The following is a 14457-nucleotide window of genomic DNA, read 5'->3' on the forward strand; positions in this document are numbered from 1 at the left end:
CGCTCGGCGTTTGCTCCGGTCGAGGAGCCGCCACCGCGCGGGGTCTCCCGCTGGGCCAGCAGGGCGGCGCGGGTGCGTGGGTCGACTTTCTCTGCAACATCGCCGATGAGCTTGCCCACCAGCGGGGACGTGGCGGAAACGTTCTCGAACCCCACGTTCACACCGGCGGCCTTCATGAGCTTCTGCACCTCACCCTTTTGCTCGGGAAGGGTGATGGTCACAACGGTGCCGTCGGAACCGGCGCGGGCCGTGCGGCCGGAACGGTGCAGGTAAGCCTTGTGCTCTGTGGGCGGGTCAACGTGGACCACGAGCTCGACGTCATCCACGTGGACGCCGCGCGCTGCGACGTCGGTGGCAACGAGAACCCGCACATCTCCGGTGGAGAACTCGGCCAGGTTGCGGTCACGCGCATTCTGGGACAGGTTGCCGTGCAGATCGACAGCGGGGATGCCGGCGTCGGTCAGGGTCTTGGCAAGCTTGCGGGCGTGGTGCTTGGTGCGCATGAACAGTACGCGCTTGCCCGTACCGGAGGCCAGCTGCACAATGAGCTGCTTCTTCTGGGTCTGATCCCCGATCAGCAGCACATGATGCTCCATAGTGGTGACCGAAGCCTGCGTGGTGTCCACGGAGTGGGTCAGCGGGTTCGACAGGTAGCGCTGCACGATCTTGTCCACACCGTTGTCCAGCGTGGCCGAGAACAACATGCGCTGACCCTCGGTGGGCGTGGTGTCGAGGATCCGCTTCACGACGGGCAGGAAGCCGAGGTCAGCCATGTGGTCGGCTTCGTCAAGCACGGTGATTTCGACCGACTCGAGTGTGACCAGCTTCTGGCGCATCAGGTCTTCAAGCCGGCCTGGGCAGGCAATGACAATGTCGACGCCGGCACGCAGCGCCTTCTCCTGACGCGCCTGCGATACGCCGCCGTAAATGACGGTGGTGTTCAGGCCGAGCTCACTGGCGAGTGGCTCAACGGTGGCGTTGATCTGGGTGGCGAGTTCACGGGTGGGAGCAAGGATCAGCGCAAGGGGGCGTCCGGGCTTGCGGCGGTAGGCCGCCTCGCGCTCGGCCAGGCGTGACACCATGGGCAACGCGAAGGCCAGGGTTTTGCCCGAGCCGGTGCGGCCGCGGCCAAGGACGTCCCGGCCCGCGAGGGTGTCGGGGAGGGTCTTGACCTGAATGGGGAATGGTTCGGTGATTCCCTGCTCGGTGAGGGAACGGACCAGCGCTGTGGGCACGCCAAGCGCAGCAAAGGTAGTCATGTAAAGTACACGAACTTTCTTCTCATCTTCCCTGCGCACCGGTTGGTGCCCAGAGTCCGCCGAAGGAAAGTCAGACAGTGTCAACCGCTCTCACGATCTTGGGAGATAGCGCGGGACAAAAGAATGCGTTCATCGACGCAGGCTGCGGCTGAAGGAACCCGGAAATCTCCAGGAACAAGCTCCGGATGCCGCAAGCAAGTGGAACCAGTCTATCAGTGGTGAGGTTGCGGTCCCGACGACGGTTCGTGAGGATGGGGTCTGTGTGAGCAAGCCCACCATGCCTGCTCACCGACACACCTCGTCATCCACGCAGGAGGAACCATGTCCACCGCCGCCGCTATTCGCTCACATGCTGCAGATTTGTCCGGGGAAGTGACGGAGCTACGCCATCGGCTGCATCAGGAGCCGGAGATCGGACTGCACCTCCCGCGGACGCAGGAAAAGGTGCTGGAAGCGCTCGATGGACTGCCCTACGAGGTAAGCATGGGCAGGGATACGACGTCGGTGACGGCTGTCCTGCGCGGAACGGCGCGGTCGTCGGCCTCCCGGAAGCCGGTGGTATTGCTGCGCGGTGACATGGACGCGCTTCCGGTCCAGGAGCAGACCGGTGCGCCCTACGCGTCGCGCATCGATGGCGCGATGCATGCTTGCGGGCATGATCTGCATACCGCAATGCTCGCCGGAGCCGCGCGGATCCTTGCCGACCGACGTGACCAACTGGCCGGCGACGTCGTCCTGATGTTCCAGCCGGGCGAAGAGGGTTTCGACGGTGCAGGGGTGATGATCCGCGAGGGTGTGCTTGAGGCAGCCGGGCGGCGGCCCGATGCTGCGTATGGCATCCATGTGGTGTCCTCACTGCTGCCCAACGGCCTCTTTGCCAGCAGGCCTGGAACGTTGATGTCAGCATCGGATGGGTTGTATGTGACCGTCCACGGCGCCGGCGGTCATGGGTCAGCGCCCCACCGCGCGAAGGATCCGGTCACCGTTGCGGCGGAGATCGTGACCAGCCTCCAGACGATGATCACCCGCCAGTTCGACATGTTCGATCCCGCGGTACTGACCGTTGGCCTGCTGCACGCCGGAACCAAGCGCAACGTCATCCCCGAATCCGCGCGCATCGAAGCGACGATCCGGACGTTCTCCGAGCAGAACCGGGAGCTGATGCGCACCGCCATCCCCCGGCTGGTGAACGGCATTGCCGAGGCGCACGGGCTTCACGCGACCGTCGAGTATGAAACGGAGTACCCGCTGACCGTGACGGACGCCGGCGAGACCTCGAACATCGAGAAGCACGTCCGCGACCTCTTCGGCGACGAACGGTACACGCAGATGGTGAACCCGCTCAGCGGCTCCGAGGATTTCTCCCGGGTGCTCGCCGCCGTGCCCGGAAGCTTCGTTTTCCTGTCCGCGGTTCAACCCGGTGTGGACCCGGCGGGTACCGCCTTCAATCACTCTCCCTACGCGGCCTTCGATGACAGCATCCTGGCTGACGGCACCGCGCTCTATGCGCAGCTGGCGATGGCGCGGATCGCCGAGTTGTCCGGCGCCTGACCCGGCGGCACTACCCAGCGGAACCATCCAGCGGCATCGCCGGCTTTGCGGGCCTCGTTACGCTTGTACCGATGAGCACGCGCCCTGAACCCCAGCCCTTCTCCACCCAACCGGTCTCCTTCGTCCGCCGAGGCTCCCGCCTGCAGGGCCGCCGTCGTGATGCCTGGGCTGAACTGTCCGAGGGCCTGGTGGTGGATGTGCCCCGGAACACTGCAGCGGACACGTCCGTGGATCCTGCCTGGGAGTACGACGCCGCTGCCTCCTTTGGCCGCGACGCCCCGCTGGTGGTGGAGGTCGGGTCAGGACTCGGAGAAGCGGTGGCGGCCGCCGCGACGGCCGATCCCGACCGCAACTTTCTAGCGCTCGAGGTTTACAAGCCGGGGCTCGCCCAGACCCTGCTGCGCATCGATCAGGGCGGGCTCACCAACGTCCGCGTTGCGCAGGTGAACGCGGCAGAGGCTCTGGCCACCATGATCCGCCCGGCCTCGGTTGCTGAACTGTGGGTGTTTTTCCCGGACCCCTGGCACAAGACCCGCCATCACAAGCGCCGGCTGGTGAAAGACTCCTTTGTTGCGCTCGCCGGCCGTGTGCTGTCACCGGGCGGCATTCTGCGCCTCGCAACCGACTGGTCCGACTACGCAGTGCAGATGCGCGCGGCCGCCGATGACTCACCGCTTTTCGAGAACCTGCACGACGGCGAACGCGCCGGCTCCGACAGCCCGCTCACCCAGATCTGGGCCAGCGGTGTAGAGCACGAGGTCGGCGGAACGCCCCGCCGCGAGGGGCGCGAACCAGCCGGGACGGCTTCCGCCCAGGAAGGCGAAGACTCGATCGGCGGCTGGGCGCCGCGATTCGATGGCCGCATCCTGACGAGCTTCGAGAACAAGGCCCACGACGCCGGCCGCTCGATCTTCGACCTGGCGTACCGCCGGGTCCGGTAGCGCTGCGTCAGGCGCGGACGTCGGAAAGGTGATGGACGACGTCGTGCAGCCCGTACTGGGCAAGGGTTTCCACGGTGAAGCGCGAGCCGTTGCTGCGGCGCCCAACCCGGTCCCATTCACGAACTGACTCCAACAGGGCTGCGTAGGCCTCCCCCGCTGCCGCCAGCTCGCCCGCTACGCGGCCCGGATCCTCCGCCGCATAGTTCTTCTCCCGGGCAGTGCGGTCCTGGTCCCAGTCCTCGAAAATGGGATCTTCCTGCGCCAGCATCAGCTCGGTGCGCTCCCTGAACAGGACGTAGACATCCCGGACGTGAGCAGCATACTCAAGCATTGACCAGGTGCCCTCATCCGGGCGGTCCCGCACGTCAGCCCTGCCAAGCGCCTTCCGCCACCGCGGCAGGTCCAGCCTGTGTTTTCCCGCGATGCTTTCGGACGGATAGTCCGACGCGTCGAAGCCGCACTGGGGGCAGGGACGCTCGAGCACCCAGGTCCAGTCTTTGGTATCCGGTTCAATCGCCATAGGAGGAAGCGTATCCAGACCTACCCCTTCGCCTGCATCCTGTGACGGTGAATTGCACCTTGCCTCTTGCGACAAACAGGTTTGTGCCGCAAAGTAGTTTGCGTGAACTCGCGAAAGAAGCTCAGTGACGGCGCACACCAGGCCGACGACGAACGCCCCCTGGACCTGAACGCCGCGCTCAACGTAGTTGAGGCCGCAGAAAGGCGTGCACGACGGGAACTGCGTGGCAACGGTGCGTGGGTGTATCTCCTGTGGGCCCTCACCTGGCTCAGCGGGTTCGGCACCCTGCATGGCTCCCGCAACGGCTGGATTCCTCTCGAACCCGAAACCGCGCTCACGCTCTTCGGCTTGCTCGTTGCCGCCGGTGTAGCGGTGACCATCGTGATTTTCGGCCGTCAAGGCCGGGGTATCCGCGGGCACTCACGCTTCACGGGAGGCTTCTATGCGCTCGCCTGGATTTTGGGGTTCATAGTCATGGGGGCATTGAGCGGCACGATCGGGATGGCAGTGGACGACTTCTGGCTCCGGGGGATGCTCATCAATGGCATCGCCATCCTGATTGTCGGCCTGCTGTACATCACGGGTGGCACCACCTTCAACGACGTGGTGCAGGTGGTCATGGGCGTCTGGTTCCTCGTGGTGGATATCGCGTCGATCATCGCCGGACCGGAACATTTCCTCACCGTGTTCTTCATTTTCGGTTCCGGCGGCTTCTTTGTGGGGGCCGTAGTACAGGCGCTCCGTCAGCGCCGGAGGCCGACGCATGCCTGAGCTCGACCCCGTGATCCATGCCGAGTCGCGGTTGCGGGCCATCACCACGCTGAACGAAGTCGGCGAGCGCAACCGCATCGCCTTCACCAAGCTGCAGAAGATCCTCGACATGACGGCCGGCAATCTCTCAACCCATCTGCGCAAGCTCGAAGACGCCGGCTATATCACCGTTTCCAAGACCATCGAGGGCCGCACCCCGGCAACCTACGTGGCCATCACCCCGGCGGGGACCGCCGCCTACGCCGCCTACCGCCTGGCACTACATCAACTCCTCACCACCGAACTTACGGAGAAGTCATGACCTCACCAGCAGCACTGGTACAGCGCCATCCGACTACGACGGCGCCGCTCGCCTCTGCGGAGGCAGTCACCAAATCCTTCGGAAGGACCGCTGCGCTCACCGGAGTGAGCCTGCAGATCCACCCTGGCGAATCTGTGGGGCTTCTTGGCCCGAACGGTGCCGGCAAGTCAACCCTGATCGGGCTGCTGTCAGGGCTCCGGCGGCCTGACTCGGGAACCGTCCGGCTATTCGGAGAGAACCCTTCCCATCCCCGCACGCGCTTACGGCTCGGCATCACTCCGCAGGCCACTGCGGTTCCGCAGAACCTGACAGTCCATGAAGCCGTGCAGTTTGTCGCACGACATTACCCGGACCCCATTCCGTCCGCACAGCTGCTGAAGGATTTTGGGCTGGTGGAGGCGGAACGGAAGCAGTGCGGCGGCCTCTCCGGCGGCCAGCAGCGGCGCCTGCTGGTAGCGCTGGCACTTGTGGGAAGGCCGGAATTGGTCATCCTCGATGAACCAACCACCGGTCTGGACGTGGACGCACGCGAGACGCTGTGGAGCCAACTTCGCACTTACCGCAGTTCCGGCGGCACGCTGCTCATCACCAGCCATTACCTCGAGGAGATTCAGGCCCTCTCCAGCCGGGTAGTGGTGATCGACCGGGGCACGGTCATTGCTGACGGAACGGTGGATGACATCCGCAGCCGGGTGGCAGTCAGCAAGGTGTCCTTCCTAACGGACCTGCCCGCGTCGTCGTTCCTGTGCCTCCCGGGCACGGTGGACGTCACGGTCGCTGACACCGGACGCACCACCGTGGTAACCCAGGACGCCGACGCCACAGTCCGGCAGCTGGTTCAGGACGGGTTGCCGTTCTCACAGCTTGAGGTCCATGGGGCAACCCTCGAAGAAGCCTTCCTTTCCCTCACCGCCAAGGAGCAGCAATGAGCACCGTCACAGGACCTGACGCCGCGGCTCGTCACAACACCGCGACGGCACACACTGCGCCGTCCCAGCTTTCACTGATCCGCACGCATACGAAAGCACAGCTCCTTGAGCAGCTGCGCATTCCGGTCGCGGTGATCTCCTCGGTGGTATTTCCGGCACTGGTGCTGATGTTTTTCGTGGTGCCGCAGCCGGCGGTGACTGCCGATCCGATGGCCTCGCTGGAATCGATAGCGCAGCTTGGCGTGTTCGGTGTGATGAGCGCGTTCCTGTTCAACTACGGAGTCGGAGTGGCGGAGGACCGCGCCAACCCGTGGAGCAGCTATGTCCGCTCACTCCCGGTGGGAGCGCTGCCTGGAATCCTGGGGAGAGCGGTGACCGGAATGCTGTTTGCGTTCATGTCGCTGCTGCCGGTCCTGATTCTGGGCGCCTTGCTCACCTCCGCACCGGACGCCTTCACCAGCGGCGACCTGCCCTGGTGGCGCGTTCCCTTCGCTGTAGCGGTGTGGCTGCTGTGCGGGCTGCCGTTCCTGGCGCTTGGGCTGTTCATCGGGCACCTGTGCACCTCGAAGGTAGCCGTTGCGGTGACGCAGGTGGTGTTCTTCCCACTGGCCTTTGCGGGCGGCATGATGCTCCCACCGCTGATGTTCCCTGAGTGGCTCAACACGCTTTCGCTGTTCCTCCCCTCGCGTGCCGCACGGGACCTGTCCGTCTTCGCGCTCACCGGTGAGGGGCTGCACTCGACCACCGTCGTCTGCCTGCTGGCGTGGCTGCTCGTACTGGGAGCGGCAGCGCTCTGGGCTGCGCGGCGCGATCAGGGCCGCCGCTTCCGCTGACCCCTTCGCGTTCCTGTCCCTCCGCTCAGTCGAACGACGACGACGGCAGGTCCCGCTCCCCCGCAGCCATCGCATCCACAATCCGCCGCGCAACCGCATCCGGGTCCTTGCCCTGCGGCAGGCGGGGTGCCTGGCCATCGATTGGACGGGTAGCGAGGCCGGTCTCGGTATGGGGTGGCCGCACGTCCAGCACACGGACACCGCTGCGGCGCAGTTCGAGAGCGGCTGCCTTCCCGAAGGCACTCAGGGCTGCTTTGCTGGCCGAGTACGCCGCCATTCCTGCGGTGGGACTATCGGCGACGACGGCGCTGATCTGAACCACCTGCCCGCCCTTCTCCAGGCGCGGAAGCACTGCCCGCAGAAGCCGGGCATAGCCTACGAAGTTGGTGAGGAGCAGCTCATCCAGGGTGTCGTCGTCGAGCTCCGCCAAGGCGCCGAACGCAACCACACCGGCGGCGTACACCACGCCGTCCAGCGGTTGGCCGTCAAGCGCATCGACGATGCCGGCCGGACCGCCGGGCAGCGTGAGGTCAGCGGCGATGGACTGAGCGCCAAGCCGGCCAGCGAGCGCACCGAGTTTCTCCTGGTCCCTGCCGCTGAGCGTCAGTTCAGCTCCCCTGGAGCTCAGCTCCCCCGCGATGCGCGAGCCGAGCTCACCCGTTGCGCCGACCACCAGGAACTGTTTGCCGCTGATTCCGTTGCCATTGAGATCATCCATTGCCTGAGCCTAACAACCGGCCCTGACGGTTCCCCCTGAAGTGCCCGGGCTGTCAGGCGGAACCTGGACGGTTTCCCTGCACCCGACCCTTCAGCTGGCGGAGTTCCTGCTCGGCAGCTTCGCGTGCTTCCAGCTCATCGAAGGCGTCTTCGAGCTTCCCGGAAGTTGGGTCTGACCAGGCGAGTTCTTCCTGCGCAGCCTGCCGGTGCCTCAGCCGCCGGGCTTCCTGCTCCGCCTCGCGGGCAGCGCGGGCGGTTTCCATACTGTTGCCTGCGGAGGACGAGACTGCTCCCCGAACGTCCAGCGCTGCCTGGGTTGCACCGTGCTGAGCCTTCAGGGATTCGTAGCGCACCGCGTTGTCCTGCAGGGAGGTTTCAAGCCAGTACAGGTCTGACTCCAGCGAGCGGAACTGCTGATCGACGTCGTCGCGTTGGCGGGTCAGTGTCTCGAGTCTCTTCTGGATTTCCAGGGCGCGGCGCAGGGCTGACCGGGCGGCGTCGTCATTGTTGTTCGCGACCGCCCGTTCCGCTTCCCGGTTGCACGCATCGAGATCTGCAGCTGCTTGCCGGGCAAGGGTATCCACGCGATGGCGGACTGCGGCGAGGTCAGCGACGCTGCGGCGCGCGCGGTCGAGGTTCTCTTCCTGTTGGCGCTGCGATTCGCCGAGGGCGGTGATGGGATCGCCCGGTTCAACGGCGTTTCGGCGTGAGGCGATGATGCGTGAGATGCGGCGTCGGACGGACACTGGCGCTAGGCCCGCCGGGTGCCGGTGCCGTAGGCGGCGTTCCAGGTCTTCAGCGCGCCGATCTCCATGGTGAGGCGGGAGGTGGCCCGCTCCAGCTGCCTGCTGCCGGTTTCCTGGTGTACCTCCAGCAAGGTACGGCGCAGCTGGGCCGACAGTTCGCACAGGGAGTTGACCTGCTCTCCGATGCTGTTCGCGAGGTCCTCGCGCAGCGCGCGGTTAGGTTCACGCTCAGCAAGTGCTATGCGTTCGCAGAGTACTGCCTCGGCGCGCGTGAGGTCATCCGCCGTTGCCGCCAGATCACCCGTCGGAGACCCTTGCGCGATGGCGGCGGCAACTGAACGGCGCGTGGCGCCAGTGGAACGCTCCAGCTGGAGCCGGAGCCTTGCGAGCTCCCGCGCCGAAGCGTCCGTGGAAAAGGAACGCAGCCGGCTGGAGCCGCGCTCGATCCGGCGACGGAGAATTCCTGAGCGACGGATGCGGCGCACAATCAACCAGGTTCCGGTTGCAGCGCCAATCGCGAGGATTCCCAGGACGGCACCCCCGAAGAGGAGAAGCTGGAGAACACCCTCCAGCAGGAATTCCGCGGCGTCAACGAACTCTGATTCAGGCATGTATCTAAGTGTGCCGTGGAATTGCAGGTTGCGCCACGTGGGAAGCACCGGAGCGGTCAGCGGGTTGGCTCGCCGCGCCAGATCATCAGTGCCTGGCTGCGCGGGCGGGGACGCTGCCCGCGGGCGAGGGTAACCACGTCGCCCGCGAGACCGGCAGCGAAAACACGGGTGGCCTCGGACTTCCGGCGCTGGGCGAGTTCGTCCGTGAGTTCACTCACCCGGTGCTGGAGTGCCAGGACCTGGTTCTCCAACTCCAGGATGCGCCTGATGCCCTCGAGCGAAACGCCTTCCTGGGAGAGCCGCTGCACCTCACGCAGGACATTGACGTCACGCTGTGAGTAGCGCCGGGCACGCCCCGGCGCCCTGCTGGGAATCACGAGGCCCAACCTGTCGTATTGACGCAGCGTCTGGGGATGCATGTCCGCCAACTCCGCCGCAACGGAGATGACATAGATGGGCATATTGATGTCAACAGGCATGTGTCGCTCCCCTTTCGCTGGCTAGCTCTCCCACACCTTAGAGCCGCGCCTTCTCGGCAAGATTGACCCGTGGATCAGCGTCTTTCGTGGCGTTCGAGAAGGCCTCCACTGCGGCTGCGGCGTCTTTGTTCAGATTTTGTGGAACAACGATGTCAATTGTCACCAGGAGGTCGCCGGTTGCCTTCGACGTCTTTACTCCGCGGCCCTTCACGCGCAGGGTCCTTCCCGAGGGAGTGCCTGCCGGGACTTTCACCGTGACCTTCTCGCCGTCCAGGGTGGGCACCTCCACCTGCGCTCCGAGGGTCGCTTCCGGGAACGTGACCGGCACGTGTACACGGATGTTGTCGCCGTCGCGCTGGAAGAAGGAATGCGGTTTCACATTGACGGTGACCATGAGGTCCCCGTTGCCTGCGGCTCCCGGCTGACCCTTGCCGCGCACACGCACTTTCTGGCCGTCGCGGATGCCGGCTGGAATGCGCACGTCGATGACTTCGCCCGATGGTTCACGCAGGCCGATGGTGGTCCCGCGGATTGACCCTGCGAAGGAGATGCTGGTGCTGGCGGTGCGGTCCGCGCCCTTGCGGGGCGGCGTCTGGTAGCCCGGAAAACCGCCGCCGGACGAGTAGCCGCCTGCGCCCCCGAACAGGTCAGCGAACTCCGGTGGCAGGTTACTGCCGCCGCCGAAGCCGCCGCTGCGTTGACGCCCCGCGGACTGGCCGAAGAGGTTCCCGAAGACGTCATCGAAGCCTGCGCCGCCGGCTGGGCCGCCGGGGCCCCCTGCGGTGAATCGGGCGCCGCTTCCCATGGCGCGGATCGCGTCATACTGCTGGCGTTCCTCAGCGTCGGACAGCACCGAGTAGGCCTCGGAAATGTCCTTGAACATCTTGTCAGAGCCCCCGGTGCTTTGGTTCTGGTCCGGGTGGTGCTTCCGCGCGAGCTTCCGGTAAGCCTTCTTGATGTCGGCGTCGGAGGCGTCCTTGGGCACACCAAGAATCTTGTAGAAGTCCTTGTCGACCCAGTCCTGACTGGCCATCTGACCCCTCCTCTCTATAACTCTCTAAGTTGCCTGTTCGTGGAAGCGTTGCGTCCTTTCCCTCCGAGGAAGGGGGCTTCAATATTCCGAAGCGAGCTCTGCGAGTCTCGGAATTTCGTTGCCCCCGGTCGGAGGGAAAGGACGCGCTCAGCTACTCCGGAACTGCGACGATCACCTGGGCGGCACGCAGGACGCGGTCATTTTTCTTGTAACCCACGCGCAGGATCTGGCTGACGCTGTCGAACTGGACCTCGGCGCTGGGCTGCTGGATGAGGGCTTCGTGGATGTTCGGGTCGAACTCCACACCGGTCTCATCGATGCGGGACAGACCGTAGGTCTTCAGCGCGTTCTCCAGCTTGGTGGAGATTGCTGCGAAAGGACCGTCCGCGAGGTCGCCGTGCTGCCGGGCTGCGTCAATGTCGTCGAGAACCGGCATCAGCGAATTCAACACGCCGATCACTGCCATGTCCCGCGCGACGTCCCGGTCACGCTCCACGCGCTTGCGGTAGTTGACGTACTCCGCCTGCAGCCGCAGGAAGTCGTTCCGGAGCTCGGCCTCAACATCGGTGGAAGCAGCCGGAACCTCTTCGCCGCCACCGGCCTCGTTGAGGATGACTTCCGCCTGGGCCAATGCGTCCTGGCCGTCTGCAGGGCCGTCGGTCGGGGCTTCGGACTCCTGACCGGCACCCGCTGAGGGCGCCGAACCAGTGTCATCCGAGCCGGCGGTCCCGCCGGCATCCTGCTGCCCACGGACCTGGCCGGTTTCCGGGTCGATCTTCCGGTTGTCCCGGAAGCTGACCGGCTCCTGATGCTCTTCTTCGTTTCCGTGGTGAGGCATGGCTACTTCTTCTCGTCTTCGTCAACAACCTCGGCGTCTACGATGTCCTCATCGTCAGCCTTGGTGCCGTCTTCGCCCGGCTCACCGCTTGGGGCAGCACCGGGACCGGTGGCGCCTTCCTGCTGTGCCTGGGCGTAGATGGCTTCGCCCAGCTTGCTCTGGGATGCCTGGAGCTTCTCGAAGGCGGCCTTCACCTCATCATCATTGTCCTGGGTTTCCAGGGCCTTCTTGAGGGCGTCGACGTCAGCCTGAACCTCCGTCTTGACCTCTTCCGGCAGCTTGTCCGAGTTATCGGCAATGAGCTTGTCGGTCGAGTAGGCCAGCTGCTCGGCACCGTTACGGGTATCAGCTGCCGCACGGCGCTGCTTGTCTTCGGCAGCGTGCTCCTCGGCGTCACGGACCATGCGGTCGATGTCTTCCTTGGAGAGCGAGGAACCACCGGTGATGGTCATCGACTGCTCAGTGCCGGTGCCCTTGTCCTTGGCGGATACGTGCACAATGCCGTTGGCATCGATGTCGAAGGTCACCTCGACCTGCGGTACGCCGCGCGGCGCAGGGGCAATGCCGGTGAGCTCGAAAGTACCCAGCGGCTTGTTGTCGCGGGTGAACTCGCGCTCGCCCTGGAAGACCTGGATGGCCACGGACGGCTGGTTGTCATCCGCGGTGGTGAAGGTCTCGCTTCGCTTGGTGGGGATGGCCGTGTTGCGCTCAATCAGGTGGGTCATCACGCCGCCCTTGGTCTCGATGCCGAGGGACAACGGGGTGACGTCAATAAGGAGTACGTCCTTGCGCTCGCCCTTCAGCACACCTGCCTGCAGTGCTGCGCCGACTGCGACGACCTCGTCCGGGTTGACGCCCTTGTTGGGCTCCTTGCCTCCGGCAAGCTCCTTGACCAGTTCAGAAACGGCAGGCATACGGGTGGAGCCACCGACAAGCACGATGTGATCGATGTCGGCTACCTTGATGCCGGCTTCCTTGATGACGTCGTTGAACGGCTTCTTGGTGCGATCGAGCAGGTCCTTGGTGAGGTCCTGGAACTTGGCACGGCTCAGGTGTTCGTCCAGGTGAACCGGGCCGTCAGGGGTGACGGACAGGTACTGGAGGGAGATGTTGGTCGAGCTGGCGGATGACAGTTCCTTCTTGGCCTGCTCAGCGGCTTCCTTGAGGCGCTGCAGCGCGATCTTGTCCTTGGACAGGTCTGCACCCTTTGCCTTTGCCTGCGCAAGCAGGAAGTCGACGACGCGCTGATCCCAGTCATCGCCGCCGAGGCGGTTGTCACCGGAAGTTGCGCGCACCTGGATGGTCGAGAACTCATCCTCGTCCTTGCCGACTTCGAGGAGGGACACGTCGAACGTTCCGCCACCGAGGTCGAAGACCAGGATGAGCTCATCTTCCTTGCCCTTGTCCAGGCCGTAGGCGAGCGCGGCAGCCGTGGGCTCGTTCACGATGCGCAGGACGTTCAGGCCCGCGATCTCGCCGGCCTCCTTGGTGGCCTGACGCTCAGCGTCATTGAAGTAGGCCGGAACGGTGACGACGGCGTCGGTCACCTTCTCGCCCAGGTAGCTCTCGGCGTCAGTCTTCAGCTTCTGCAGAATGCGCGCGGAGATTTCCTGCGGAGTGTAAGTCTTGTCATCAACCTGCTTGGTCCAGTCCGTTCCCATGTGGCGCTTGACGGAGGCGATGGTGCGGTCGATGTTGTTGACTGCCTGGCGCTTGGCGATCTCGCCGACCAGGACCTCTCCACTCTTGGAGAAAGCGACGATGGACGGAGTGGTGCGGGCGCCTTCTGCGTTGGCGATGACGGTGGGCTCGCCACCTTCGAGCACGGAAACGACGGAGTTGGTGGTTCCGAGGTCAATACCTACTGCACGTGACATGCGTATTTCCTTTCAGCGAGTCGGCGGCCTTGTGGCCATCAACCAGAAATTCGGGATTCCGCCCAGATTGAGCGTTCTGCACTCAACTGTACTCCGCTCGCCACGGATGTCAATTTGAAGTTGAGTCAGGAACACTCAACTAGCATCCTGCACTGCAGTCTCGGGCATCTACAGCCAGCTGCAAACGGTCAGAGGCAGCGTGGCTGGAACTTGGCGTCCGCCGGGCCGTCCTGGGCGAGGGCATGGGTCACGAGCCTGTGCACTACCGGATCGTTCGGTGCCTGGTCGTGCTCGATCAGGTCAAGGGCGCACTTGTCCTGAATGGTGATGTTCGTGACCTGCCGTGCAGGGCCCGCCAGGAATTGGCTCGTGTAGGGCGTCACGACCTCGTCATATCTGGTGCTGATGACCGTATAGGACGGCCCACTGACCGTGTCGCCAATCGAATTGAGTTCGGTGAGGAACGGCGAACCTGCCTCCTGATCTGCGCAGGCCTGGCAGAGAAAGCTGGTATCCGACGTAGTGAGGGGCGCGTCCTCGCCTGCCGGCACCAGGACTCCCTCGGTGCCATGGTTCGAGGGCGCAATTCCCACCAGGTGGTTGACCTTCTTCGCCCCGCCCAGGAAGCCGATGTAATAGCGCGGCATCATGCCGCCCTGGCTGTGTCCCACCAGGTCAACTTTCCGGGCTCCGGTGGCGGCGAGAACGGCGTCGACGAACGAGCCAAGTTCCGCTGCGGAATCGGCCACGGGGCCCGTGGCGTCAATACCGTTCGTGGTCCCGTAGTTAAGGGCGAATACGCAGTACCCCTGTCCGGCCAGCACCGGGGAGAGCGTGGACCAGTTCTTCACCATGCTCTCGAAAGTTCCCGGCACCAGGATGACGGGATGAGGGTGCTCCTCGCTCGGCGTGCAGGACCAGTTGTTGGCACCGGGCGGCGAAATGTCCTCGGTGTCGGCAGCGGCGGGAGCTGCCCCGGCGAGGCTTCCGCCTAGCAGGGCGGCGGTGGCAAAGATTGTCGACAGGCGGTGCGGCATGGTGAAACCTCTTC

The 14457-nt window shown here is 64.8% G+C and carries 16 protein-coding genes; 6 read left to right on the forward strand and 10 right to left on the reverse strand.

The features are described 5' to 3' along the window. Positions 1–1259, reverse strand: a 1259-nt coding sequence (locus P4U43_RS02810) for a DEAD/DEAH box helicase (RefSeq protein ID WP_277357355.1), incomplete at its 3' end; no start/stop codon positions are given. A gap of 321 nt (positions 1260–1580) precedes the next feature. Here P4U43_RS02810 and P4U43_RS02815 point away from each other — a divergent pair. Next, positions 1581–2810, forward strand: a complete 1230-nt coding sequence (locus P4U43_RS02815) for a M20 metallopeptidase family protein (protein ID WP_277357356.1) — start codon at positions 1581–1583, stop codon at positions 2808–2810. Positions 2811–2881: 71 nt separating this feature from the next. Continuing rightward, positions 2882–3751: a tRNA (guanosine(46)-N7)-methyltransferase TrmB gene (gene trmB, locus P4U43_RS02820; protein ID WP_277357357.1), complete on the forward strand. Its 870-nt coding sequence runs from the start codon at positions 2882–2884 to the stop codon at positions 3749–3751. Between the two features lie 7 nt (positions 3752–3758). Here trmB and P4U43_RS02825 read toward each other — a convergent pair whose 3' ends face one another. Next, positions 3759–4271 carry a DinB family protein gene (locus P4U43_RS02825; protein ID WP_277357358.1) on the reverse strand — a complete coding sequence of 171 codons (513 nt, stop codon included), beginning with the start codon at positions 4269–4271 and terminating at the stop codon, positions 3759–3761. Positions 4272–4373: 102 nt separating this feature from the next. Here P4U43_RS02825 and P4U43_RS02830 point away from each other — a divergent pair, with 102 nt between their 5' ends. Genes P4U43_RS02830 through P4U43_RS02845 form a run of 4 tightly spaced genes read left to right on the forward strand, consistent with a single transcriptional unit; the run spans position 4374 to position 7105 of the window. After that, a complete protein-coding gene (locus tag P4U43_RS02830) occupies positions 4374–5042 on the forward strand; it encodes a hypothetical protein (protein ID WP_277357359.1) in 669 nt (222 codons plus the stop codon). Beyond that, positions 5035–5343 (forward strand): transcriptional regulator, encoded by a 309-nt coding sequence (locus tag P4U43_RS02835; protein WP_204532227.1) that lies wholly within the window; start codon positions 5035–5037, stop codon positions 5341–5343. The genes P4U43_RS02830 and P4U43_RS02835 overlap by 8 nt, the downstream gene beginning before the upstream one ends. Beyond that, positions 5340–6272 carry an ABC transporter ATP-binding protein gene (locus P4U43_RS02840; protein WP_277357360.1) on the forward strand — a complete coding sequence of 311 codons (933 nt, stop codon included), beginning with the start codon at positions 5340–5342 and terminating at the stop codon, positions 6270–6272. The genes P4U43_RS02835 and P4U43_RS02840 overlap by 4 nt, the downstream gene beginning before the upstream one ends. Continuing rightward, positions 6269–7105 (forward strand): ABC transporter permease, encoded by an 837-nt coding sequence (locus P4U43_RS02845; RefSeq protein WP_277357361.1) that lies wholly within the window; start codon positions 6269–6271, stop codon positions 7103–7105. The genes P4U43_RS02840 and P4U43_RS02845 overlap by 4 nt, the downstream gene beginning before the upstream one ends. A gap of 25 nt (positions 7106–7130) precedes the next feature. Here P4U43_RS02845 and P4U43_RS02850 read toward each other — a convergent pair whose 3' ends face one another. The 8 genes from P4U43_RS02850 to P4U43_RS02885 all read right to left on the reverse strand — a co-directional run bounded on the left by P4U43_RS02850 (position 7131) and on the right by P4U43_RS02885 (position 14443). Next, a complete protein-coding gene (locus P4U43_RS02850; protein ID WP_277357362.1) occupies positions 7131–7823 on the reverse strand; it encodes an SDR family NAD(P)-dependent oxidoreductase in 693 nt (230 codons plus the stop codon). Between the two features lie 52 nt (positions 7824–7875). Next, positions 7876–8568 carry a PspA/IM30 family protein gene (locus P4U43_RS02855; RefSeq protein ID WP_277357363.1) on the reverse strand — a complete coding sequence of 231 codons (693 nt, stop codon included), beginning with the start codon at positions 8566–8568 and terminating at the stop codon, positions 7876–7878. A 5-nt stretch (positions 8569–8573) separates the two neighbouring features. Continuing rightward, the gene (locus P4U43_RS02860) at positions 8574–9179 is read right to left on the reverse strand and encodes a hypothetical protein (RefSeq protein ID WP_277357364.1); all 606 of its coding nucleotides are present in this window, start codon (positions 9177–9179) and stop codon (positions 8574–8576) included. A 56-nt stretch (positions 9180–9235) separates the two neighbouring features. Next, complete coding sequence (locus tag P4U43_RS02865; protein WP_277357365.1) at positions 9236–9658, reverse strand: heat shock protein transcriptional repressor HspR; 423 nt, start codon at positions 9656–9658, stop codon at positions 9236–9238. A gap of 37 nt (positions 9659–9695) precedes the next feature. Beyond that, complete coding sequence (locus tag P4U43_RS02870) at positions 9696–10691, reverse strand: DnaJ C-terminal domain-containing protein (RefSeq protein WP_277357366.1); 996 nt, start codon at positions 10689–10691, stop codon at positions 9696–9698. Positions 10692–10842: 151 nt separating this feature from the next. Next, the gene (locus tag P4U43_RS02875) at positions 10843–11529 is read right to left on the reverse strand and encodes a nucleotide exchange factor GrpE (protein WP_056543333.1); all 687 of its coding nucleotides are present in this window, start codon (positions 11527–11529) and stop codon (positions 10843–10845) included. Between the two features lie 2 nt (positions 11530–11531). Further along, on the reverse strand, positions 11532–13406 hold the full coding sequence (gene dnaK / locus P4U43_RS02880; protein WP_056543330.1) for a molecular chaperone DnaK: 1875 nt from the start codon (positions 13404–13406) through the stop codon (positions 11532–11534). A gap of 188 nt (positions 13407–13594) precedes the next feature. Further along, positions 13595–14443 (reverse strand): alpha/beta fold hydrolase, encoded by an 849-nt coding sequence (locus tag P4U43_RS02885; protein WP_056543327.1) that lies wholly within the window; start codon positions 14441–14443, stop codon positions 13595–13597. Positions 14444–14457: the final 14 nt, after the last annotated feature.

The sequence above is a fragment of the Arthrobacter vasquezii genome (genome assembly GCF_029455255.1).
GTDB classification, from domain to species: domain Bacteria; phylum Actinomycetota; class Actinomycetes; order Actinomycetales; family Micrococcaceae; genus Arthrobacter_D; species Arthrobacter_D parietis.